At 55.1% G+C, this 23424-nt stretch carries 26 protein-coding genes; 14 read left to right on the forward strand and 12 right to left on the reverse strand.

What is annotated here, in order from left to right; translation table 11 throughout:
• Positions 1-2: 2 nt before the first annotated feature.
• Both A3850_RS17280 and hppD read right to left on the reverse strand, forming a co-directional pair.
• Positions 3-539 (reverse strand): hypothetical protein, encoded by a 537-nt coding sequence (locus A3850_RS17280; RefSeq protein ID WP_068220069.1) that lies wholly within the window; start codon positions 537-539, stop codon positions 3-5.
• Between the two features lie 101 nt (positions 540-640).
• A complete protein-coding gene (gene hppD / locus A3850_RS17285) occupies positions 641-1780 on the reverse strand; it encodes a 4-hydroxyphenylpyruvate dioxygenase (RefSeq protein WP_068220072.1) in 1140 nt (379 codons plus the stop codon).
• A 145-nt stretch (positions 1781-1925) separates the two neighbouring features.
• On the opposite strand from hppD, the gene A3850_RS17290 reads away from it, so the two are divergent.
• The gene (locus A3850_RS17290; RefSeq protein WP_068220075.1) at positions 1926-2963 is read left to right on the forward strand and encodes a Gfo/Idh/MocA family protein; all 1038 of its coding nucleotides are present in this window, start codon (positions 1926-1928) and stop codon (positions 2961-2963) included.
• A gap of 1 nt (position 2964) precedes the next feature.
• Here A3850_RS17290 and A3850_RS17295 read toward each other — a convergent pair whose 3' ends face one another.
• Genes A3850_RS17295 through A3850_RS17305 form a run of 3 tightly spaced genes read right to left on the reverse strand, consistent with a single transcriptional unit; the run spans position 2965 to position 4755 of the window.
• Positions 2965-3420 (reverse strand): DUF3368 domain-containing protein, encoded by a 456-nt coding sequence (locus A3850_RS17295; RefSeq protein ID WP_068220077.1) that lies wholly within the window; start codon positions 3418-3420, stop codon positions 2965-2967.
• Positions 3421-3645: a UPF0175 family protein gene (locus A3850_RS17300; RefSeq protein ID WP_068220081.1), complete on the reverse strand. Its 225-nt coding sequence runs from the start codon at positions 3643-3645 to the stop codon at positions 3421-3423. It abuts the gene before it with no gap.
• A gap of 42 nt (positions 3646-3687) precedes the next feature.
• Positions 3688-4755, reverse strand: coding sequence for a branched-chain amino acid aminotransferase (locus A3850_RS17305; protein ID WP_068220085.1), 1068 nt, complete (start codon positions 4753-4755; stop codon positions 3688-3690).
• A gap of 131 nt (positions 4756-4886) precedes the next feature.
• Here A3850_RS17305 and A3850_RS17310 point away from each other — a divergent pair, with 131 nt between their 5' ends.
• From A3850_RS17310 to A3850_RS17325, 4 genes are all read left to right on the forward strand, one after another.
• Positions 4887-5333 (forward strand): hypothetical protein, encoded by a 447-nt coding sequence (locus A3850_RS17310; RefSeq protein ID WP_068220087.1) that lies wholly within the window; start codon positions 4887-4889, stop codon positions 5331-5333.
• An 80-nt stretch (positions 5334-5413) separates the two neighbouring features.
• Positions 5414-6151 (forward strand): SDR family NAD(P)-dependent oxidoreductase, encoded by a 738-nt coding sequence (locus tag A3850_RS17315; protein WP_068220090.1) that lies wholly within the window; start codon positions 5414-5416, stop codon positions 6149-6151.
• 202 nt (positions 6152-6353) lie between these two features.
• Complete coding sequence (locus A3850_RS17320; RefSeq protein ID WP_068214175.1) at positions 6354-6755, forward strand: transposase; 402 nt, start codon at positions 6354-6356, stop codon at positions 6753-6755.
• Positions 6752-7738 (forward strand): IS3 family transposase, encoded by a 987-nt coding sequence (locus tag A3850_RS17325; protein WP_068220093.1) that lies wholly within the window; start codon positions 6752-6754, stop codon positions 7736-7738. The genes A3850_RS17320 and A3850_RS17325 overlap by 4 nt, the downstream gene beginning before the upstream one ends.
• Positions 7739-7828: 90 nt before the next feature.
• On the opposite strand, the gene A3850_RS17330 is transcribed toward A3850_RS17325, so the two are convergent.
• A complete protein-coding gene (locus A3850_RS17330; RefSeq protein WP_068220096.1) occupies positions 7829-8296 on the reverse strand; it encodes an Lrp/AsnC family transcriptional regulator in 468 nt (155 codons plus the stop codon).
• A gap of 175 nt (positions 8297-8471) precedes the next feature.
• On the opposite strand from A3850_RS17330, the gene A3850_RS17335 reads away from it, so the two are divergent.
• From A3850_RS17335 to A3850_RS17355, 5 genes are all read left to right on the forward strand, one after another.
• Complete coding sequence (locus A3850_RS17335; RefSeq protein WP_068220099.1) at positions 8472-9470, forward strand: NAD-dependent epimerase/dehydratase family protein; 999 nt, start codon at positions 8472-8474, stop codon at positions 9468-9470.
• A 23-nt stretch (positions 9471-9493) separates the two neighbouring features.
• On the forward strand, positions 9494-10681 hold the full coding sequence (kbl, locus tag A3850_RS17340) for a glycine C-acetyltransferase (protein ID WP_068220102.1): 1188 nt from the start codon (positions 9494-9496) through the stop codon (positions 10679-10681).
• Positions 10682-11121: 440 nt separating this feature from the next.
• A complete protein-coding gene (gene rdgB, locus A3850_RS17345) occupies positions 11122-11694 on the forward strand; it encodes an RdgB/HAM1 family non-canonical purine NTP pyrophosphatase (RefSeq protein ID WP_068220105.1) in 573 nt (190 codons plus the stop codon).
• Between the two features lie 55 nt (positions 11695-11749).
• Positions 11750-12565, forward strand: coding sequence for a hypothetical protein (locus tag A3850_RS17350; protein ID WP_068220108.1), 816 nt, complete (start codon positions 11750-11752; stop codon positions 12563-12565).
• Positions 12566-12611: 46 nt separating this feature from the next.
• The gene (locus tag A3850_RS17355) at positions 12612-13841 is read left to right on the forward strand and encodes a metallophosphoesterase (protein ID WP_068220112.1); all 1230 of its coding nucleotides are present in this window, start codon (positions 12612-12614) and stop codon (positions 13839-13841) included.
• Positions 13842-14029: 188 nt separating this feature from the next.
• Here the strand turns inward: A3850_RS17355 and A3850_RS17360 are convergent, their stop codons facing one another.
• Positions 14030-14578, reverse strand: a complete 549-nt coding sequence (locus A3850_RS17360; protein WP_068220115.1) for a TraR/DksA C4-type zinc finger protein — start codon at positions 14576-14578, stop codon at positions 14030-14032.
• A gap of 445 nt (positions 14579-15023) precedes the next feature.
• On the opposite strand from A3850_RS17360, the gene A3850_RS20525 reads away from it, so the two are divergent.
• Positions 15024-15371, forward strand: coding sequence for a 4Fe-4S dicluster domain-containing protein (locus A3850_RS20525; protein WP_068220118.1), 348 nt, complete (start codon positions 15024-15026; stop codon positions 15369-15371).
• A gap of 33 nt (positions 15372-15404) precedes the next feature.
• Here the strand turns inward: A3850_RS20525 and A3850_RS17370 are convergent, their stop codons facing one another.
• Entirely contained in the window at positions 15405-16109 is a 705-nt protein-coding gene (locus tag A3850_RS17370; protein ID WP_068220121.1) for an outer membrane beta-barrel protein, read from the reverse strand.
• A 142-nt stretch (positions 16110-16251) separates the two neighbouring features.
• Between A3850_RS17370 and A3850_RS17375 the strand changes: the two genes are divergently transcribed.
• Positions 16252-18030 carry a hypothetical protein gene (locus tag A3850_RS17375; protein ID WP_068220124.1) on the forward strand — a complete coding sequence of 593 codons (1779 nt, stop codon included), beginning with the start codon at positions 16252-16254 and terminating at the stop codon, positions 18028-18030.
• An 8-nt stretch (positions 18031-18038) separates the two neighbouring features.
• On the opposite strand, the gene A3850_RS17380 is transcribed toward A3850_RS17375, so the two are convergent.
• From A3850_RS17380 to A3850_RS17395, 4 genes are all read right to left on the reverse strand, one after another.
• Complete coding sequence (locus A3850_RS17380; protein ID WP_068220127.1) at positions 18039-18965, reverse strand: lysophospholipid acyltransferase family protein; 927 nt, start codon at positions 18963-18965, stop codon at positions 18039-18041.
• 116 nt (positions 18966-19081) lie between these two features.
• Positions 19082-19414 (reverse strand): MerR family transcriptional regulator, encoded by a 333-nt coding sequence (locus A3850_RS17385; protein WP_068220129.1) that lies wholly within the window; start codon positions 19412-19414, stop codon positions 19082-19084.
• 44 nt (positions 19415-19458) lie between these two features.
• Positions 19459-20394 (reverse strand): hypothetical protein, encoded by a 936-nt coding sequence (locus A3850_RS17390; protein WP_068220132.1) that lies wholly within the window; start codon positions 20392-20394, stop codon positions 19459-19461.
• A gap of 32 nt (positions 20395-20426) precedes the next feature.
• Entirely contained in the window at positions 20427-20972 is a 546-nt protein-coding gene (locus A3850_RS17395) for a hypothetical protein (RefSeq protein ID WP_068220135.1), read from the reverse strand.
• A gap of 267 nt (positions 20973-21239) precedes the next feature.
• On the opposite strand from A3850_RS17395, the gene A3850_RS17400 reads away from it, so the two are divergent.
• Complete coding sequence (locus tag A3850_RS17400) at positions 21240-22076, forward strand: phosphatidate cytidylyltransferase (RefSeq protein WP_076639978.1); 837 nt, start codon at positions 21240-21242, stop codon at positions 22074-22076.
• 53 nt (positions 22077-22129) lie between these two features.
• A complete protein-coding gene (locus A3850_RS17405) occupies positions 22130-23410 on the forward strand; it encodes a hypothetical protein (RefSeq protein WP_068220141.1) in 1281 nt (426 codons plus the stop codon).
• Positions 23411-23424: the final 14 nt, after the last annotated feature.

The raw sequence follows: 23424 nt of genomic DNA on the forward strand, positions 1-23424 counted from the left end.
CACTAGAGCGCCGCTTCGGCGAATTTCTGCAGGAAACCGCGGACTTCCTCCGGCTTCCACACCTGCGTCGTCGCGTTGCGACTTACGGCGGTGTATTTGATCATGAGTGGCTTCGCACCGGCTACGTAAATGGTGTTATCGTCAACGATGCGTGCAGAGTTGCCCTTAATGGTGAGCTCCTCTCCCGCTTTGGCGCCCGCGACCTTGTCGATCACCGTCTGGCGGCCATTTGGCTTCTTGGGAAACTCAATAATAAGCTGGCTGGACCAATTGCTTCCATCAATATCGTACTGGCAAGAATAGAAAGAGGTAACGGATCGCTGTCCGGGCAAGGGGAAGGTCACGTCCACCGGCAGAATGGCCTGTACTTCTTCCTGCGTCAGCGCACCACATTCGGGGGGTGGCGGGGCCATCATGGCCAGTTTTTCCTCGTTCGTCAGTTTCTTCTTACCGTTGGGCAGCAGTTCTTCCGCGGCCGGAGCGTCATTCTTACAGCCGCAAAAAGTCAGGGCGAGGAGGAGTAGCAGGCAGTATCTCATCGGAGTTGATTTGAGCCGCGAAGGTAAAGATTAGTCTGTAGTCTGTAGTCTACAGTCTGTAGTCACCAGACTATAGACTATAGACTGCAGACTATAGACTATTAAAGCGTTCCCCGCAAAGCCTGCTCCCGCTCAATCGCTTCGAAGAGCGCCTTGAAGTTCCCCTTGCCGAAACTCGTCGCACCCTTGCGTTGGATGATTTCGAAAAAGACCGTCGGCCGAGGCTGGACGGGTTTGGTAAAGATCTGGAGGAGGTAGCCTTCGTCGTCGCGGTCCACGAGGATACCAAGTTTGCGGAGGGGTTCGAGGTCCTCGTCGATATCGCCGACGCGTTCGAGGAGGGTATCGTAGTAGCTATCCGGTACGCGAAGGAATTCGATACCGCGGTCGCGCAGGGCGGTTACGGTGCTGATTACGTCGTCGGTCGCCACGGCGATATGTTGGATGCCGGGGCCGTTGTGGAACTCGAGGTACTCCTCGATCTGGCTCTTTTTCAGGCCCGGTGCCGGCTCGTTGATGGGGAACTTGACGCGGCCGTTGCCGTTGCTCATCACCTTGCTCATCAGGGCGGTGTACTTGGTGGAGATGTCCTTATCGTCGAAACAGATCAGTTGCTTGAAATCCATCACGTCGGCGTACCAATTTACCCAGGTGTTCATCTCGCCGAGGCCCACGTTGCTCACCATGTGGTCAATAAATTTCAGGCCGACGGGTTCGGCGCGGTAGGCGGGTTCCCAGGCTTCGTAGCCGGGCAGGAAGGTGCCGTTGTAGTTCTTCCGTTCTACGAATTCGTGGATGGTGTCGCCGAAGGTTTGAATTTGGGCGCGGACGCAGGTGCCGTGTTCGTCGGAGCTGACGCTGGGCTCGGAGACGGGTACTGCCCCTCGTTCAACGGCAGTCTCGAACGACCATTTCGCGTCCTCCACCCAAAGGGCTACGCACCGGACGGTATCCCCGTGGAGATCGTGCAAGCGCCCAACCTCCGTACCGGGCTGGAGGGGGGAGGTGAGAATGAGGCGGATCTTATCCTGGACCACCACGTAACTCTCCGTATCCTTCGCCCCGGAGCTCAGCCCGCGGTAAGCCAGGGGTTGGAAGCCCATCGCCGAGATGTAGAAGTGAGCCGCCTGGCGGGAATTTCCAACGTAGAGGTGGACGTAATCCGTACCGAGCAGGGGGAAGTTGTCGGTAGCAATCACGTCGGTAGAATGGGCGTCAGTAGCGGGGATGGTAGGGTTCATGGAAGGAAATACTTGTCAGGTCAACAATTAGTGGCGCAAAGGTAGGCTTATTCTCTTAACGTAGTTCCGGATGGATGAGGTATTTATCTTTTGGCGGGACTCAATCGTAAAGGTTTCGTTGCGCCCGGCGTTCTATCTTTCCGCTATGGATAAATTCAATTGGGCCATCCTGGGTTTGGGCAACATCGCGGGAAAGTTTGCCGAAGACCTTCCCCTCATCGAAGGAGCTCACCTCGCCGCGGTCGGCAGCCGTTCACTGGAACGGGCGCAGGCCTTTGCGGATAACCACGGAGCGGAGTACGCCGCCGGCACCTACGCGGGCATCTTCGAAGGGCCTCGGATTGATGCGGTCTACATCGCCACCCCACACGTCCAACACCTAGAGTTAACGCTGATGTGTTTGGAGCGGGGCGTCCCAGTCCTGTGCGAGAAACCTCTTGGCCTCAACCTTTCCGAGGTAGAGGAGATGGTGGCGAAGGCCCGGTCCACCGGCACCTATTTGATGGAGGCTTTGTGGACGCGTTTTCTCCCCTCCACGCTGAAGGTGCAGGAACTCATTGCTTCCGGAGCGATTGGGGAAGTGCTGTCGGTCCGGTCCGATTTTGGCTTTCGGGCGAATGATTTGGAGGTGGCCCTCTCCCCCACTTCCTTAGCACCCGCGGCAGCGCCCAATTTGGCCCGCAACAGAATTTTAAACCCCGATTTAGGTGGCGGCGCGCTGCTGGATATTGGCATTTACCCGCAATTCCTCTCCCAATTTTTGTTGGGTGAACCGACGGAAATTAACGCCGTGGCCCGCCTCTCGCCCCAGGGCGTGGATTTGGATACGTCCGTAACCTGTCACCACGCCGGCGGGCAACTGAGCCATAATTATAGTACGGTACTGGGCCGCACGAAAACGGAAGCCCTGATCTTAGGGACGACCGGCAGCATCCACTGGCACCCGCGCTGGCACGAGCCGAGTAGCTTCAGTATCCTCCGTGGCAAAAATGACCCGCCGGAGAATTTCTATTTCGACTACGGTGGCGCGAATGGGTATAAGTACGAAGCGGAGGCGGTGATGGCGGATGTACGGGCCGGGCGTTCGGAGAATGCGCTTTGGGGCTTGGAGGATTCTTTGGCTTTGCATCGGACGCTGACCGCAATCAGGACTATTATTGGCTTGCGTTATCCTCAGGGATAGCTTAGGCAGATTCGCCCATCGCCAGCAAAGCTTTTTCGAATAAGGTATCAGAAAGCCAGAACCCATCATCGACCAAATCCTGAAGAACGTCTTTACCGTTCTTGATCAGGCCCCGCTGCTTAGCGAGAATTACTAAGCCGATGGTGCCAATGAAGGAGATCGATAAACTGGCCGCCTGCTTGCGACCTTTGATTTCATCTATGATTAGCCGCGCGTCATCTATATCACTCGCTATCGCAAGAGCGCTTGCTTCACCTGCATCGAGACGCTCACGAAACGATTCGTAAAGAGTTTTGGAATAGTTAGTCTCTACCTGAATCCAATCTGGCAGACTATGATAAATTTCACCTCTCACTACATCTGTAATGATGACCGTATCAAATAAATCTCGCAGTAAATCCAGTCTCTGTATGCCGATTAGCGCGATGATCGGGCTACTATCTGCAATAATTATCATTTAGAATTCCGATAGATTATCTAACTCCTCTTGTACTTCATATTGTACAAAAGACACGCCCTGATCTCCGAGGCCACGCATAAATTCCTCCTTGGTGATCCCAACGATTTCGGCACCCTGCGCTAAAGAGATCCTCTGGTCGCCGTACAACTTTGCGGCGAGCGACATCTTGATCTCCTTTTCGGAAAGATGGACGTTATCCGGCACGTGAATATTTATGCTCATATCACAAGAACTGAAAATCTACCAGTAGAGTTGCCGAAGCAGCTACAGCTTCACAATCCACCCAAACTTATCCGCCACCTTACCCGTCCGCAGTCCGTCGATGTATTTCTTCAGCATTGGGCCAATCTTGCGGTCTTCAACGGCCGGCAACGTCATCAATTTATCGCCGTACTGTAACTCCGCTACGTGGCTGACCACGGCGGCAGTACCCGCACCGAACATCTCCTGTAGCGTACCGGCTTCGTGCGCGGCTACGATCTCGTCAATCTCGATGACGCGCTCCGTAACGGTGTATCCCTTATCGCGGAGAATGGTAATGAAATTCTTCTTGGTAATCCCCTTCAGGATCGCACCGTCTTCAGCCGGAGTGATGACCTCGCCGTCGATGACGAAGAAGATATTCATAGTGCCGACTTCCTGGATCTGGGTCATGTTGGGGCCACCCATCCAGACGACCTGGTCAAATCCCTTCTTCTGGGCTAGGTGAGCGGGTAAGAGGCTCGCCGCGTAGTTACCAGCCGCCTTCGCTTCACCCGTGCCACCAGGGACGGCGCGGACAAAATCCTGCTCCACCACCAAACGAACCGGTTTGGCGTAGTACGGACCAACCGGCGCCGTAAAGATGCAGAACCGGTAAGTCTCACTCGGGCGCACGCCGATGAATTCATCCGTCGCAAACATGTAGGGACGGAGGTAAAGGGCGCTTCCTTCCGCCGGTGGGATCCAATCACGATCGAGGGACACCAATTGGCTGACGGCCTCGACGAACCGGTCCTCGGGGAACTCCGCCATCATGAGGCGGCGGGCGCTGGCGTTGATGCGCTTGGCGTGGTCGCCGGGGCTGAGGAGCGCGGGTGTGCCGTCGTCCAGTTTGCTGGCCTTCATCCCTTCAAAAATGGCCTGCCCGTAGTGCAGCACCATGCTCGCTGGGTGGATGGTGAAATGACCGAAGGGAACGATGCGGTCGTTCGTCCACTCGCCGTCCTTATAGTCACTGACGAACATGTGGTCCGAGAAAATCTTGCCGAAGGGGAGGTTGTCCCAATCCACGGTGGACACGCGGCTCTGCTGTACTTTTTCTACGTGGATCGATGGCGTGGTGACGGTCATGACGGATCTATTTAAAGGTTATGGGAGCCTAAAGGTAGGGCATTAACTGGAGTTTCATCACCATCCATACGTTGCCGTACCACCAGAATATCTGACACTTTCAGCCCACCCTTTCGCCGTAATTTTGCGGTATGGACCTCTTCCCCCGCATTGACCTCATCACCCTGCCCACCATCGAAAACACATCGGTTGGAGACTTGCAAGCAAATCCGGAAAAACGGGTCCTGATTGTCTACGACGAAGGCCTGGATTTTATTCAGCGCGTCCTTGCCGCGGCGGGTTACGACCAACCAGGGGAGCAAATTCACTTTTTGCAGGCTGCTAAGGATGATGAAGATGGCCTTGACTTAAGCGGCCTTATCCACCGGCTGGAGGTCAACAAAATTTGTCTCTTTGGCCAGGATTTGCCGAAACTGGGACTTCACTTTTCCGTGTCGCCCTACTTTCCCCTCAAGCTAGCAGGTAGGACGTACATGACCTGCCCTTCGGCGGCGACTATTGCGGCGGATAAGGAGCGGGGCGACAACAAATCCAGCCGGGCGCTCTGGGGTGGGATCAAACAGGCATTTGCCCGGTAGTAGGTCCAGCATCACTCAACTTTTGGGGTAGCTCGCGCTTTCATGCGGTAGCCTTCTACCACACCACAAAAGCCAGATTCATGTCCAGTTTAGCCAATAAAGTTGCCCTTGTCACCGGTGCTTCCCGCGGGATCGGTGCCGCCACCGCCGAGCACTTAGCCGCCGAGGGCGCGGCCGTTGCCATCACTTACAACCGGAGCGCGGAGGAGGCCGAGCAGGTCGTCGCCAGGATCAAAGCAGCGGGTGGAACGGCCAAAGCTTTCCAATCGGACGCCGGTAACCCGGAGGACAACGCGGCCCTCATCGAAGCCGTGATCGCGGCCTTCGGCCAGTTGGACATCCTCGTCAACAACGCAGGCGTATTTGTCGGCGGATCCATCGAGCGCGGCGATCTCGACGTGCTTACCAAAAACTACACAGTCAACGTTCAGGGCGTTTACGCCACTACACTTGCGGCGATTCCCCACCTGAAGTCGGGTGGCCGCATCATCAATATTGGCTCGGTGACGGGCATGAAGGGTACGGCGCTCTTCAGCGCTTACGGTGCCACGAAGGCCGCCGTCGCTTCCCTCACCCAGTGTTGGGCCAAGGAGTTGGGGCCGCGCAACATCACCGTCAACACCATCCATCCCGGCAGCGTGGACACCTACATGAACCCCGCCGACGGTGAGTACGCCGACGCGCAACGGGCCAGCAACGTCTTCAACCGCTACGGCAAACCCTCCGAGATCGCCACGGTCGTCACTTTCCTGGCCGGCCCCGGCGCCTCCTTCATCACCGGCGCTAGTATCCCGGTGGATGGTGGTTATACAGCGTAAGTTGTTTTCGGCGCTGCCGCAGGGTAAAGATTTTAGAAGTTGGACGTTAGATTTTGGATCGGGACCATCTAAAATCTAGCTTCTAATTTCTAACGTCTCAAAAGGGCGCTGCCGCAGGTGCGGGGTAAGGATGTTAGACGTTAGAAGTTAGATTTTAGAGCGGGTTGTCCTAAACCAAATACGTTGACACCAATGCATCGAAATGTCAACAAAAAATCGGAAGATCCGTCCCACCAAGCGCTACGGCGAGTGCTTCAAACGAGCCCGCGTCAAAGATTTTGAGGAGGGCACCTTTAGTGTCAAGCAAATGGTCCAGCTTTACGGCGTATCTTATCAAACGATCTACAACTGGATCGCTAAATACAGTAGCATGGCCAAGAAGAATGCCGTTATCGTCGAAGTCCCCAATAGTCAAACTGCTAAGCTTGCAGAACTGCAACGTCAGCTCGCCGAACAGCAAGCCCTCCTCGGTCGGATGGCCATTCAACTTGACCACAAAACGAGAATGCTGGCCATTTACGAAGAGGAGATGCCGGAGTTCAAAAAAAAAGCTGCTTCCACACTGCGCTCAGCCGACTCTTCGAGCAAAAAGAAGAGCCAATGACGAAGCAAACGATCTATTTAGCCTTGGGCGTTAGTCGACAAGCTCACGCTGCTTTTGGGAAGCGCCGAGCTAAGCACGAGGATGCCATGAACGGAGCTGAGTCTCAGTTAAAACTGTTGCGCAGAGAACACCCCGGCCTGGGCCTACAGAAAGCCTGGAGTATGCTACGGCCGCGGCATATCTCGCGCAACGCATTCTGCCGTGAGATGACCCGGCGTGGCTATGCCCTAGTCCGTAAACGCAACTACGTGCGGGTAACCCGATCGGGGTCCTATCGCTATCCTAATTTAATTAAAGAACTGATTATCAATGGGGTTAACCAAGTATGGCAGAGCGATACGACGTACTATCGCATCAACAATAGCTTTTACTACATCACCTTCATCATTGACGTTTATAGCCGTCAGATTGTAGGTGTCCATACGAGTAAACACCTACTGGCAACGGCAAACATCGCTGCCTTGGAAAGCGCTTTTCGCCAGTGTGGTCAGTCAGATCTACAGGGTCTCATCTTCCACAGCGATGGTGGTTCGCAGTATCGTAGTCGTCAGTTCGTCGAACGACTGCGTAGCAGAGGCATCTCAAGTAGTATGTGCGACGTAGCGCTGGACAATGCTTACGCTGAACGCCTCAACGGTGTGATCAAACAAGAGTACCTCGACCACTGGCAACCCAAAGACTTTGACCAGCTAAAGCGCCTGGTAAACAGAGCCGTGAAGCACTATAACACCAAACGGATCCACGGAAGGTTGCCGTTGCGAAGCAGTCCCAAAGCCTTTGTGGCCGGCTGGCGATCGGATCAGCCAGGCTACCGCTATGCGCTCTTGATCAAGGACGGCCAGGGAGTGAATGAAGACCTGTGCCCAACCGTCGTGAAGTATTTACCCACGCCCGGCAAGTATGCCCGTGAGGGGCGTGGGCAAATACTCCCCGCCGGTGTCAAGTACCTAACTGAGGAAAAATTTAAAAACCGTCGTGCGTAATGGCGCGACTTCATTATTAATCTGTCAACGCTATTTGGTTAGGCACAGGTGTGTCTAAAATCTAGCTTCTACAATCTAACGTCTTACACCTCAGATATTGATCTCCGAAGTATGCTTGATATCCTTCAGCACAAAGGAAGAATTGATCTCCCCAATGTTCTCAATCAGGGTGAGTTTGTAGCGGATGAAGTCGTGGTAATCATCCAGGCTTTTGCTGTTGACTTTTAGAATGAAGTCCACCCGCCCCGCCATGTGGTAGCACTCCTGCACTTCGGGCAACTCCCGAATTTGGGCCTCAAACTTTTCAATGAAGGATTTCTCATGGTACCGCATCGATACCTGGCAGAAAGCGGTGACCGGCAGGTCAAACTTCCTTTTGTTCAGAATGGCCACGTACCGCTCGATGTAGCCCTGCCGTTCCAATCGTTTGATCCGTTCGTAAACCGGGGACGGGGTCAGGTGCAACTGCGCGGCGATCTCCTTGGCCGTCTTCTTGGCGTTTTCCTGTAGGAGTTTCAGGATGGTGAGATCGGTTTCGTCGATTGAATTAGTTGTCATGGCAATAAAATTTACGGTAGCGACCGGACGCCAGCCCGTGTTCACCGTTAAATTTAGCGATATTCTTTTAGCGTACGGGGATAATTACGGAATTCAGCCCCATTCCTGCACCACCTTCCGGTAGAACTTAACTTTGTCAGGTATTCACCCTCCAGCAAAAGTAAACCGGCAGCAGATGAAAGATTGCAGCATTCTCGTCACTGGCGCCTGCGGCCAATTGGGCAGTGTACTCGTACCGGCTCTGCGGAAACGCTACGGTATACGAAACGTGGTGGCCTCCGATTTACGCCTCTGCCCCCAGATTACCGGACCATTTGAGTTGCTGGATGCTACCGACTTGGATGCGATGACCACCATTGTGAGGAAGTACCGAATCAAGCGGATCTTCCACCTGGCCGCCATCCTTTCGGCGAGTGGGGAAGCGAAGCCGGTCCGGACCTACCAGACTAACATGAATGCCTGGTTGAACGTCCTCGAAGTCGCCCGCCACGAAGGTGTGGAGCGGGTCTTCTACCCCAGCTCTATTGCCGTATTCGGCCCCGCCGCTCCGTTAGATAAAACCCCAAACGATGTTTGCCTCGATCCACTCACGGCTTACGGGATCAGCAAAGCTTCCGGGGAAAATTGGGGGCAGTACTACTTTAAGCGCTACGGGCTCGACGTGCGGTCTCTCCGCTACCCCGGCGTCATCGGCCACCAATCAGATCCGGGTGGCGGGACTACGGATTATGCGGTCGATATCTTCCACGCCGCCGCGCAGGGTAAACGCTTCACCTGTTTTCTGGAGGCCGACGAAGCGCTCCCGATGATCTACATTGACGACGCCATCCGTTCCACCCTCGAAATAATGGAAGCTCCGGCTGACCGGATTCGGTCCCGCACCTCCTACAATCTCTCCGGTGCATCCTTCACCCCCGCTCAGTTAGCGGAAGCCATTAGGAAGGTTCGCCCCGATTTCACGATCGATTACCGGCCGGATTACCGCCAGGCCATCGCCGCCGGTTGGCCCAATTCCATAAATGACCGTCCAGCGCGGGAGGATTGGGGCTGGCAACCGGATTTTGACCTGGAGCGAATCGTTCAAACCATGATCGAAGCGCTCGACGTTCGGTACAACGGCAGCTTAAACCTGCAGCCCGGCACCAACCTTACCTCTCTACTCCCTACCGGCTAATTCCCGCCCCAAATATTCAGACCATGTTTACTTTCAAAGAAGACCTCCAGCAAGAACTCAACGAGATGCGGGAAGCCGGCGTCTACAAGGCCGAACGGGTGATCACCACCCCACAGGGGCCAGAGATTGATACGACCAGTACTCACGACGTCCTCAACTTTTGCGCCAATAATTACCTGGGCCTTTCCTCCCACCCCGCCCTGCTGGAAGCCAGTAAGGCGACAATAGACACCCACGGATTCGGTCTCTCGTCGGTACGTTTCATCTGCGGTACGCAAGACATCCACAAGGAGCTGGAGCGTAAAACGGCCGCCTTTTTGGGAATGGAAGATTGCATCCTCTACGCCGCCGCCTTCGACGCTAACGGTGGCCTCTTCGAACCCATCCTGACCAAGGAGGACGCCATCATCTCCGACGCACTGAACCACGCCTCCATCATCGACGGCATCCGTCTCTGCAAGGCTGCCCGCTACCGCTACGACCATAACGATATGGCTTCGCTGGAAGAGCAGCTGAAAGCCGCCAGTGGTGCTCGCCGCAAGCTCATCGTTACGGACGGTTCCTTCTCCATGGACGGCACCATCGCCCAACTCGATAAGATTTGTGACCTGGCCGATAATTACGGTGCCCTCGTCATGGTAGACGAATGCCACTCCACCGGTTTCATCGGGAAGACTGGCCGCGGCGTCCACGAATACTGCGACGTGATGGGCCGGGTGGACATCATCACCGGCACCTACGGCAAGGCGCTTGGCGGAGCTTCCGGTGGATTCACGGCGGCCCGAAAGGAAATTGTGGATATCCTTCGCCAACGGTCGCGCCCCTACCTCTTCTCCAACACCCTTGCTCCCAGCATCGTCGGTGCATCCATCAAAGCCATTGATATGCTCAGTGAGTCAACGGCGTTACGGGATAAACTGGCGGCCAACACCAAATACTTCCGCGAAGGCATGACAAAAGCCGGCTTCGACATCATTCCCGGCGACCACCCCATCGTCCCCGTCATGCTCTACGATGCGCCCCTCGCCCAGCAGTACGCCAGCCGGCTGCTGGAAGAAGGCATCTACGTGATCGGCTTTTTCTATCCAGTCGTACCGAAGGGGAAGGCCCGCATCCGCGTCCAACTCTCCGCCGCCCACGAGCAGGCGCATTTGGACCGGGCCATCGCGGCGTTCGTGAAGGTTGGGCAGGAGTTGTCGGTGTTGGCTTGATGGAATTGTACGAGTGCTCAGGTTTAACGAAGATCGAACGATTGCTTCGTTCACCGGACGCTTGAAGGACGTTGCGCGACGCTCCAAGGACCTAGAGGTAGGCAACAACCTCTATCAACTAGTAAAATCCAAGGTCCTCGTGGCGTCCGACGCAGGAGGTCCCGCGAGCGTCCGGCTGAACAGGAGGTTTGCAGGTGGACGGACGCTCGCGGGAGCTCAATTTGTAAAGCAGGTTTGCAACTGGACGGACGCTCGGAGGAGCTCAACTCTTGCTGCGCGCGAGTTGACCACGCCACGAGGACCTAGAGGGATGTAACATTCTCAATCAACTTCTAAAATCCCAGGTCCTCGTGGCGTCCGACGCAGGAGGTCCCGCGAGCGTCCGGGTGGGGCAAAAAGTTTATAAACCCACCCTACCTTGCGCAAAAATCCCCACCACCATGCCCCTGGTCTTCGCCACCAACAACCCCAACAAGATCGCCGAAATCCAAAACCAATTGTCGGAGGGCTACGATTTCAAATCGCTCAAGGAGATCGGCTGCCTCGAGGAGATTCCAGAAACCAGTGGCACCATCGAGGGGAATGCCCGCCAGAAGGCCCGCTACGTTAAGGACAACTACGGCTACGATTGTTTCTCCGAAGATACCGGCCTCCTCATCGATGCCCTGGACGATGCACCCGGCGTTGATACCGCCCACTACGCCGGTCCCCAGCGAGACGCTACGGACAACAACCAAAAAGTGCTGCAAAACCTGGAGGATAAAGCGCAGCGAACCGCCCGCTTCAAAACGGTGATCTGCCTCGTTCGGGGAGACGAAGAACACTTTTTTGAGGGTATTTGCGAAGGCCACATCGCCGCAATCCCTACCGGAGAGGACGGTTTTGGCTACGACCCGATCTTCATCCCCACGGAAGGCGACGGCCGCACCTTCGCCCAAATGAACAAGACGGAAAAGCAAGCCATCAGCCACCGAGGAAGAGCCGTAAGAAAGCTGGTAGAATTCCTGAAGTGAGGAGCGCCACTGATTGCCAATATCCACGCATGCAGATAGTAACTTAGCGGGCGCAATGAGCAGACTGATCTCCCTCCTGTTTTTCGTCGCCGTCGCCTACGGTGCCTGGTTCTATCTAAAGGACTATTCCCGGGGGCCCGTAGAAGTCCGGCTCGTGCAGGCGGATTTGGACGACATTAGTCGCATCAGCCTTTTGCCAAAGGACGGGCGTTCGGAGTTATTTCGTCTCCAACGCGGTGAAGGGAACCAGTGGATGGCCACCCGCAAACAGCGCTTGCTATTGGACCGGGACGGAAAGATCGCCCGCTTCGTTGACATGCTAGCTAGTGTCACCTCGGACTCTACGATTCGGAAGCTGCCCAAGGGTGAGGATTACCGCACGGTGGAAATTCGCATCCGGGCTCAGGGGGAGGAAGAAGGCTTTTCGCTGCACTTTACGCGGTCCGCCCAGCTCCCGGTTTACGCATCCTGGGCCGAAGCGGAAGAAGTATTGGCACTGCCCCCCTCCCTCAATGCCTGGCGGGAGGAGTATTTGCACTTCGATGCCTACCGGGAGCGGAGGCTCCTCAACCTACTGGCTACTGAAGTGGACAGTATCTCCGTCCTCAAGCAAGATTCCTTACTCTGGGGGATCAACATCGGTGATCTCTCGGCGACGGCCCAACGATTCATCGCACCTGCGGCAGCGCCCCATGCGGATTATTTTGATGAGATCGCCCACCGCGACCGGGAGTTTGCGAAGATCAAACTCTACCACGGCGCAGCGTACAAGACCATTACGGTGTACCGGGATTCGCTGTGGCCCAGCCCCTTCGTGCTGAATGGAGAAGACTACCCCCGAAGATTTCTGGGATATGACGCGCTGCGGTGAAACTTATGCCCCGCCCGGCGTTGTGTGGGGGTAGTTACCTCGCCAAATGATCGGACGCCTTTTAGTTTTACTCGCCACCCTCCTTGCCCTTGACGTTTACGCCTACCAGGCCGTAAGAAGTTGGGTTTCCCCGTACAGTCAGGGGCGGCGCCGGCTCATCAAAGGGGTATACCTCGGGATCACCCTGATCGCCTACCTCCTACTGGCGCTCAACATCGTGGAGGTAACGGATAGCTGGGGGAAGGAAGCAAAAACGCTGGTGCGGGTCTTTCTTTTCCTGAGTTGGTTGTGTAAACTCCCCATCGTGCTCGTGCTGCTAATCGATGATCTGCGACGGGGCGCTAAATGGGTGGGCAACAAGGTCAGCCCCGTAACGAAGCGTGATACGAGCCGCAGCCGCTTCCTCGCCAAAGCCGCCCTGATTGCCGGTGGCGTTCCCCTCGCAACGCTTACCTACGGGATCGTCCGCAACGCCTACCGCTACCGCCGCTTTGCCGTGGACGTGCCGATTGAAGGCTTGCCCGCTGGGCTCGATGGCGTGAAAATCGTCCAAATCAGCGATATGCATTCGGGCTCCTGGACGAAGTCCGAACCTTTGAAAGACGCCGTACGCCTCATCAATGAAGAAGAAGCGGACATCGTCTGTTTTACCGGCGATCTCGTGAACGAGCAAGCCGTAGAGATGGCGCCCTTCGTGGATATCTTCAAGGAGGTCAAAGGAAAGCACGGCGTCTATTCCGTCTTGGGCAACCACGATTACGGCGATTACCACCAGTGGCCCAGCGATGCTGCGAAGGTGGAGAACATGGAAACGCTCTACGCAACCCACGAGAAATTAGGCTGGGATCTCCTGCGTGACGAGCACCGAAAGGTGGAAATTAACGGCCACAAGATTGCCATCATGGGCGTAGAAAACTGGGGCTCTGCTTTCCGCTTCCCTCGCAAAGCCGACCTGCCAAAAGCTACCGCCGGCACGAATGACTGTGATTGTAAGATCCTCATGAGCCACGACCCTACCCACTGGGACGCCAAGATCCGCCCCGGCTATCCGGACATTGATCTCACCCTCAGCGGCCACACCCACGGCTTTCAATTTGGCGTAGAAATCCCCGGCTTCCGCTGGAGTCCCGCTCAGTACCTGTACAAACAGTGGGCCGGCCTTTACCGGGAAGGCAAGCAGTACCTCTACGTGAATAGAGGTTTAGGCTTTTTGGGGTACCCCGGGCGGGTGGGGATTTTACCGGAGGTGACGGTGCTTACGCTGCGCTCCGCTTAGGATTCTCGATTCTCGATAAGTGAGGACTGATTTGCTACCGCTGTTTCACTCGCTGCGCTCGGCTACCAACAATCAGTACTCACCTATAAATAGCACGAATTTCTGCGCCGCAAATCGGAAGCACGCAGTGCGACAAAGCCGTGCGGCAGCCAATCAAGAATCGCCAATCGAGAATCGAGAATCGCCAATCAAATAATATCGTCTTCTTCCTCAACCGGACGCCGCGGCTTCCGCCCGGGCTTCTTCCGCTTCGGCTTGGAGGGTTTCTTCGGCGGTGGCGGCGGAATCTTGACGCGCGAGACGATCTTATTCGGCCCTTCGCGGCGTTCGGCGGCGCGGCGAGCAACGTCGGCGGCGGTGATGTCGAGTTCGCCGCTGGCCTGCATGCGCATGCCTTCGAGGCTTTTGGTGGTGGTCGGCACGGCGGCGAGGCGCTCTTTGTCGATCAGTTTACCGGTTACGGCGCAGCTGCCGTAGACTTTATTTTGGATTCGAAGCATGGCGTTCTGCAGCGCGGTGATGTGGTCGCGTTTACGGAGCACTTGCTCGTTAAGGAGCTCCATAGCGCTCACGGAGCCGCTGTCTTCACCCATATCGGCCCCAAAGTTTTGGGACATGGTTTCGCTGAGTTCCTTTACCTGATCCTGCAGGATCTGGAGTTCGTTCTTCGCTTCTTTATAATCTGCCTTGATGCGCTCGCCAAAAATTGCGAGGTCTTCGTCACTGTATCTTTCCATGGGTAGCTTGATAGCTTCGGTTGGGCGTGGTTAAACGTATTGCCCGCTTGTAAGTATACATATTTTTCCCGGCCGCACAAATTATTCCGCAGCATTTAGCTGTGGGTATGAATTTATCCGTACCGATGAGTATACCGTTGGGCAGTATAGAAGGTCTGGCTTAGATTAAAGTTTAAACCAACCAGTGCTCTAACGTTCTGGCAACACCATTCGCGCCTTCGCTTACCAACTCTTTTCGCACGTAGCAAGGGGCGCTGCCGCGGGTGCGTAGAATGGATAAAAATAATAAGTTGGGGTGTTGGGGGACCGGGCCGTTCCGTAGTTTTGCACTTCCAACGGAGAACCAATTGGTACACTTACGTTGTTTGCCAAACAAACCCCACGGCGACGGGCCGACAAATACTCACGCCCGCCGCCCTTTACCGACGAAGAAAACTCTGACGCCATGGCCATCATGATCACCGACGACTGCATCAATTGCGGAGCCTGCGAACCGGAATGCCCCAACACCGCGATCTACGAAGGCGGCGTAGAATGGACGATGGCCGAAGGAACGACCATCACCGAGCCCTATAAGATCGAGACGGGCGAAGTGGTAGAACCCAACGAGGATAAGGAACCGGTGAGTGATGAGTTTTACTACATCGTCCCCGACAAATGTACCGAGTGCGTTGGTTTCCACGAAGAACCCCAGTGTGCCGCCGTCTGCCCGGTAGACTGTTGCGTCCCCGACCCCGAACGGGAAGAAGAGGAAAGTGTACTGGCCGCCCGCCAAGCGACACTGCACGCTTAAGCGCGCCCGTGAGTTAGCTCACCACTTTACAAGTCAGAAAAACCTGCGCACGAGTACCCGGCTACCGACCTGGAAGTAGTTCCGGTTGGTCTGGTTAAAGTTGCTTTTGAGGTTCCCCTGCAGGAAAAACTGGAAGAAGGGTTCCACCCGAAAACTCAGTCGTTCTGATAGTTTACGATCGTACCCAATGGAGGTATTCAGGGAGATCGTAGCCGGGCGGAAGCTCGTTTCGGGGTCTTCTTCCAGGATGATGGTTCCCTGCTCTTCCCCTTCGATGAAGTCCGTTTGTTCCGTCTCTGTTTTCAAATGGAAATGACCAGCTACGCCCAGGGAGAAGTAGACTCGGTCTTCCGGCTTGATGTCCTGATAGAAGTTTAGCTCGAAGGGAATGCTCAAATACTGAGCGGTTACTTCCTGGCTGAAGGTGCGGTTGGAGCCGGCGCGTCGGTCCGATTGCTCCGCGACGCTGTAGCCGGTTTGTAGGTAGCGTACGCCGGTGGTAAATCCAATCTTGTTGACGCGGCTCGTGTAGATCAAACCTACTCCGTAACCGCCCCGGCCGGATTCGAGGCTATCCTGTCTTTCCAGTTCCGTAAACACTACGCCGCTGCCGGCGGAGATCCGGCGGTTCCCGAAATGGGGCGCTACCTCGATCCCGTAGGCTTGCTCCACCACATCCTGGCCAAAGCAGGTAAGGGAGAACATCAGCAGGAATAGGGTGCAAAAGGCTAAACGCATGTGGAATTACATCTGGGAGTGGCAAGATAGGGGCTGCCAGACCATCCCCTAATTAACCGGTAAATCTGTGTCGATATTTTGCGGCAGTTACGTTTGGGCTTTTCTTAATACATCCAGCAAGCCGGCTACGTACCTTGCGGGTATGTTTGCCCGACCTTACCTCCTGTTCCTTTTATTGCTGATAAGTTCTTTACCGCTCTTAGGTCAAGGTAGCCCGTTACCGACGGGGGATGAGAACTACGACCTCATCCGCCGGCTGATCGTTCGGTACGGAAACGAAGGCTTTGCCCAGCCGGCTACGGACCTTAGTCTGGAGCCCATCAACCGGGCCACGTTGGTACAACTCGCCAAGACTTACGACAAGCTCTACGGAGAATCCATGTCGCGAGTAGATCGGTACCGGCTCCAGGGTTTTTACGATGATACTAATGAATGGCTTTCCGTTCCGGACTTGACCCTGGGGGAAGACAGCGACCGAGCCGCCTTTTTCCTGGCGGATGACTTCGCCCTCAGCTCCGCGGATAGCCCACTCCACCGCAAACAGTCGCCTTTACTGAACTTTCTCTACCCTACCCCGGCCAATTTAATGGAGGTCCATAAAAAGGACTTTTACCTGCGCCTGAACCCCATCATCGATTTCAGGTACGGAAAGCAACAAGACGATCAGGAAGATTACTTTTTTAACCGCCGTGGTTTGAGCCTCCGGGCCGGGGTGGACGATCGCATCTTTTTGCACTTTGACATTCTTGAAACCCAGATTGGTCTCCCCAATTACGTCCGCCAGTTTAGGGACCAATTCGAGGCCTTGCCGGGGGCCGGGTTTCTGAAGGGGTATTCTCTGGACGTTGCCAATATCAACGACGGGAACGACTACCTCAATGGCCAAGGCTTCGTTTCTGCGGACATTACCAAGCACGTGGGGGCTAGGCTAGGGTACGGCACCCATTTTATTGGCGATGGCGAACGTAGCATGTTGCTCTCCAACTTCAGTAATAATTACCCTTACCTGGAACTAAACTGGCGAATCTGGAAATTCCACTACCGCAACATCTTTGCGGAGCTGACGGACGGCCCCGCCGACCAAACGTCGACCGGGATGCCCCTAGCCAAGAAATACCTGGCCAGCCACCATCTATCCATTAATGTTGGCAAGCGACTCAACTTTGGTTTGTTTGAAGCCGTCGTCATGACGCGCGAGGATGGGTTCGACCTGGCCTACCTCAACCCGGTCATCCTCTACCGGACCATCGAGCAAAGTGTCGGCAGCCCCGACAACGCGATGGTAGGGTTAATGGGCCGGTACCGCAGCCCGTGGCGGGTAGAGGTTTACGGCCAGTTTATCCTGGATGAGTTCAAATTTGATGAGCTCTTCATCGAACGCCGCGGGTGGTGGGCCAACAAGTGGGCTTACCAATTGGGGGCGCGCTACGTGGATGCCTTTGGTTTGGACCAACTGGACATCGTCGCCGAACGAAATGTCGCCCGTCCCTACATCTTTAGCCACCGTGGCAACTCCAGCTATACCCACTTCGCCATGCCGTTAGCCCATCCGCTGGGTGCCAATTTTACGGAGAACCTGATTGGTCTTGACTACCGTCCCCTACCCCGTTTGCACCTGCGGCAGCGCCTTTACCTGATTGAGCAGGGGGAGAGTACGGATGACGTAGTGGTGGGTGAAAACCTGAACGTGCCTTCCGGGCAGCGCTCCTCCCAATTTGGGAATGAAATCGGCCAGGGAATCGGCTACACCAATACCCTGCTGAGTCTGCGAGCCAGTTACGAACTGTTCCCCAACCTCTGGCTGGAAGGGACCTACCTCACCAGGAGTAAGGACTCTGAAGTAGATGCCCGGGACCTCAGCACCACGGTCGTCAATCTTGGCGTGCGCTGGAATATTGCGCGGCAGGAGTATGCATTCTGACCAGGTTGCTAGCGCTCGTATTCCGGTGGCAGGTAAGCCTGGTGCTGGAGTTGTTCGGCTACCTCGGGCGGCACCTCCCGCTTCCACCGGCGGTGCGTCCAGAGCCAGGGGGTTGGGTCGCGTTGGATCTCTTCCTCTAAGATTCTGACGTAAGCTTCGGTGATTTCCCCCGGGGTGGTACTGGTGGGATCATCCGAGATTCGCTGTAATTCGCCTAGATAGTGACCACGTTTTACCATCCGTAATTTCATGTAATAGATGGGAGTATCGTGGCGCACTGCGAACCGCTCCGGGCCAGCCAAAAAACCAGTGGGCTGATTGAGAAAGGTCGTCCAGTGAATCTTCTGCCAAATGACGTTGCTCGGGCTCTGGTCAGCGACGAAGAACTCCAGTGCAGGCTGTTGCCGTGGCCGTTCAAAGTAGGCTTTGATGACCCTGCGGCTGACGAGCCGGGTACCGTTACGTTGCCGATTAGCGCGCGCAATCTGATCGGCCGCATCATTCTTAAGCGGGCTGTAGACAGCCATAACCTGTAACCGAGGGAAGATGGCCGGAAAGGAAATACCCGCGATCTCCCAATTGGAATAATGCGCCCCGACGGCGATGATGCTTTTGCCCGCATTCACCAGAGGGTCTAATAGCTCCGGGTTGGATACGTTACAGCGCGCCACTGCCTCGGCCTCACTCATACTGAAGAGCTTGATGGATTCGGCGAGGGTGTCGAAAAAGTAGCGGTAGAATTTCTCGACCTGCTCGTCAACCCGTTCCTCGCCCCAATCGGGAAAAGACCGTTGGATGTTATCCCGAACAATGGCCACCCGGTAGCCAACCAAACGAAAAGAAAGCCAGTATAAGCCACTACTGATTCCGTACAGAACCGCCATCGGCAGGTAGCTGAGTGGGAGGAGTAAGCAATAATAAAGGACCTTGGCCATGCGGGGCGAAGATAGCAGTACTGTCAGACCGGCCAGTCTTTTAACGCGTGAATTCGACCATTATGGCAAAGGACAATCGCTGAGAAATTATGCGGTGTACCACGATAAGGTAGACCCTACAGCATTCCTTCCAGGCGTCGGCGCACGCGGAGGAGACGGCTGACCACGGCGTCTTTATCCTCACTACCGCCCTTCTTTTGCGCCGCAATCTCCTGCCGGGCGCCTTCGATGGTGAATTTCCGGTGGTTCAGTAAGTTGTCGATCTGGCGAAGCTGCTTGATGTTTTCTTTGGTGAAACGGCGGTCTCCCCTGCTATTTTTATTTGGTTTAAGGTGAGTAAATTCCTTATCCCAGTAGCGGATTTTAGTTGCGTTGATACCCAACAGTTCTGACACCTCACCGATAGAGTAGTAAAGTTTCAGGTCATCCTTCGTCAGTTCCTTTGCCATTTTTTGATCCGCTGTTTCTCTTGATCGATGGCTTAAGATAAGTCCTATTTCAGAGAATAGCGGACTTCCAAGCCAACGGGCGCTTCGAGAAAGATATTCCAGGCTTCGTTGAAGAAAAGGAAAGCACCGACGGAGACCCGGTTGCTGACTTCCACCTGGGCGCCGGCAGTAAAGGCCAATTCGGTGTACATGGGAAAGATCTCCTTACTGCGGAATCCTCCAATGACGCCACTACTGCGCGAAGCCTCGTCGTAGAATCGGTCCACGGATTCACCGTAGTAATAGAGGTAATTAATGAGGCTCATCCCAACGTAAGGCCGCACGCGGCGGTAGCGGAAAAAGGTATACTGAAAGCCCAGTTCAAAAGTCACGACGTCCTCCTTAGTTACCCTGGCCACCCGGATCCGGTCGGCGGAAATGTTAGAATAAGGGTCACCTTTTGGGGTAACCCGTGAACGGTAATAGCCAAAAGTGCTGTGGAAATAACCACCCCACTTGCTCTGGCGGGCCGCCGCAAACCTCGGAAACGCATGAAATCCACTCATGAAATCATCGTTGTCGTACAGGTATTCCGGATTATTTCCGTAGATGATCTCTCCGGAAGGCAAGATGAAAGAGGTAGATCTAGAAGCATCCTCCGTCCGGAAGTACTCCCTGCGGTTATAGTAATCGACGTAAGGGAACCCCACGCTCATGGAGCCACTAAACTGCCAGTACCCCTTGCGGCGGCGGCGTTGCTCAATGGTCAAAATGCGGTCGTAACGCTGGCGGGTGATGGAGATCGTCCCGGCGGATTCATCTACGCGGGAAGGTCCACCATCCTCCCGGTGAAGCCGCAAGCTGTAGCGGGCAGAATCGGGAGATGTAATCCTCTGCGGTCGCTGCGCATTCAGCACGGTCGGGCAGAGGAACAGGAAGAACAAAGCCAGCAGGGCGGTCATTTTCCCCACTGGCTTCGTAGTGTAGTTGGTAACTAGCATGTTGCTAATTTGGATGGTCCCGTAATGAAGGACTACCGTTCGGTGACGCTCAGTTTTACGTCGATGACACCGGCCTCCAGTTTGGGGTTGCCGTCGCGGCGCTTGCCGGAGGAAAAGGTTCCCTTGAGGGTACCGTCCGCAGCGATTTTTTCAAAGGAGATTTGCCCTTCGTAGGTCATTACGTCGGATGCTTCGACGTGGGGGCAGTAGATGCTACCGCTCATCTCGGTGCTGCGGATGACAATCGTGGCGGGGGTGGTAGTTTGGCCAACGTAATCAAGACCGTTGTCGGTTTTTGCCAGCGGCAGGTTATTTGCCGTAATGTTGATGGTTGTGTTACCGGTTGCATCTGCACGCGCAACGGAGAGGCGGTTAGTAGAGGGCTGATCGCCATCGTACTCAATAGCGCCTGGCCCAGTCTGGGCGTCGGGCAGCGCCTTGAAGGAAACCGACTGGCCATCAACGGTGAAGGAGATCTCCTGATCTTCAATGGTGGGAACTACATTTTCGTACTCGTTCTCACAGGAGAAGAAAGCTGCCGAAAGGCAGAAGGACAGGCAAAAGACTAAAGTGCGCATAGGTCAGGGTTGACAGGGTTAACGGGAAAAAGGGTTTGTAGGTGTAAGACGCCAAGCATCTTCATTACGTGAGTAAAGCTATCGATTTTCCCATTGGTAAGCAAGGTTCCCGCTCAGCCGGATACTTAAAATCCTGTTACCAAAGCCGAAAAAGGACGGGTGAACTTTACCCGATAGCAAGTAAAAGGGGGATTTGCTTGCGCTAGCGAAAGTTCGCACCCCGTAACCTATCTTGGCGTTACTAAAAGAAAAGGAATTATCGGTCGCTTGCAAGGACTCTGGAGAAGGCTCACTACGGCCGTGATATTCGTTTGTATCATGGTGGTTGGCCACTACACCGGGGAGTACACATTTTCGTTGTTGTTTTTGACCATCGCAGCCGGATGTCTGTGGGAATTCTTTGGCATGACACTGGATCTACACACCCGGCGGGATAAAATCCGGAAGGTTTTCGGTCTTCTCCTCGGGCTGATGCCCTTCGTGCTGGTCACCATCCTTTCTTTGATGGACGTGAGTGATCCTGAAAGTTTCATCACGCTTGCCGCTCTCCTCTTCTCTCCTTTCGTATTTACGATTTTCATCTACGAACTGTACAGCCACAGTAAGGAACCCTTCGCCAACATCGCGTACATGATCCTGGGCTTATTCTACATTGGCCTCCCATTTGCCCTAGTGAACTTCATTGCTTTTGACGGAACCGACTTCCGAGCGCGGCTAGTGCTTGGTTTGCTGGTCCTGACCTGGGTTAACGATACGGGCGCTTACGTTACGGGTAGCCTAATAGGGAAGACGCCGCTTTTCCCGCGGATCAGCCCCAATAAGACTTGGGAAGGCAGCACGGGTGGCGTCCTGGTTTGTCTGATCTTCGGCTACCTACTCAGCCTGGTCTACGACGATATCCCCACCATTCAGTGGCTCGGCCTGGCGGCAATCGTAGCCGTATTTGGTGGCCTGGGTGACCTCGTAGAGAGCATGCTCAAACGCAGCGTCAAAGTAAAGGATAGCGGTAACCTCTTACCCGGACACGGCGGACTACTGGACCGGTTCGACGCCTTTATTTTTGTAGTTCCCTTTGCTACCGCATACATCCTTTATTTCCGGTAGCTGCTCCGGCCAGCCATCCTTACAAAAGGCCAGACTAAGATCACGGTATTCCAATGATCACTTCCCCCGACGATCTGCTACACCTTGCGCCCGATGCCAAAACCCTGGAGGCTGGAAGACGACTTTTCTACAGTAAGCGCTGGCGACTAGTCGGCGGAGACGGCGAATGGCTGTGGGGAGAATTTCTGTACGGCAATAGCGGTAAGCATTCCGAAACCGCCGTAGAACTTCGGACCGGCCGCTACTTCTGTAACTGCCGGGCAAGGCAGCGCCCCTGCGCCCACGGCCTGGCCATCGTCCTGATGCTAAAGAATGATCAATCCAGAATCACGGTGAGCCAACCGCCCTCCTGGGTTCGCTCCGTACAATTTCGAGCCGAAAAGCCAGCCGCAACAACTAAAGATATCCCGGCCGCCGAAGATCGCCGCTCGGACCGCATCGATCTGATGACCAGCGGCGTGGAAGAGTTGGAACTACGTTTACTGGATATCGCCCGCCGTGGTATTGCCGATACCCTGGCCCAGGGGCCTGCACCGTTCCTGTCCGCCGCTGCCCGACTGACCGACACCAAGCTCCCGGGCCCCGCGGGTATTCTTCGCCGCTTGGCTTCCCTTGGGCCAGATGGAACCGAACGGGATATTGCCCGGGCGTTAGGGGATTTATACCTTTTCGTGAGGTCCTGGAAAAATCGGGATGGGTTATCCACAAAAAAATACGAGGAACTGCTCGCGTTCGCGGGGGCCAACCCCAAGAAGGAATCCATCCTGGGCCAACCGCCCGTCAACGATCACTGGCTGGTCATGGGCGTCCTGGAGGGTGCTGATGATCGACTACGCCACCGGCGAACGTGGTTACGCGGAGAAAAAACTCGACGTTTCGCCCTCGTACTGGATTACGCATTTGGCAACATGGCGTTTGAGAGATCCTGGCCGCTGGGGGCTTCCTACCAAGGTGCCGTCTACTACTATCCGGGCAGCTACCCCCAGCGGGCGCTGTTCCCTCAACCAGTGCCGGGCAACCGACCTTACGATGGCCTCATTGGATATGAGACACTAGAACACCTCACGAGTAATTACCAGAAGGCACTGGCTCTAAACCCGTGGCTTTATTCCTACCCAGTTTACTTGACCGCTTTTCATCCTCAGTTCACCGGCAGAAGGTTCGAACTTATTAGTGGCAAAGGGGAAGTACTTGCAGTCAGTACAAACTTTGAAAATAAGTACAGCCTACTGGCGGAAAGTGGCGGTGGCCCGATCTCCCTGTTTGGTGAATTCAATGGCTATCACTTCAAGCCAATGGCGTTGGTTAGCCAGGGAGGGTTGATTGCTGTTTGAACGTGACACCTAAC

Origin of the sequence: Lewinella sp. 4G2 (assembly GCF_001625015.1) — a bacterium.
Taxonomy (GTDB): domain Bacteria; phylum Bacteroidota; class Bacteroidia; order Chitinophagales; family Saprospiraceae; genus Neolewinella.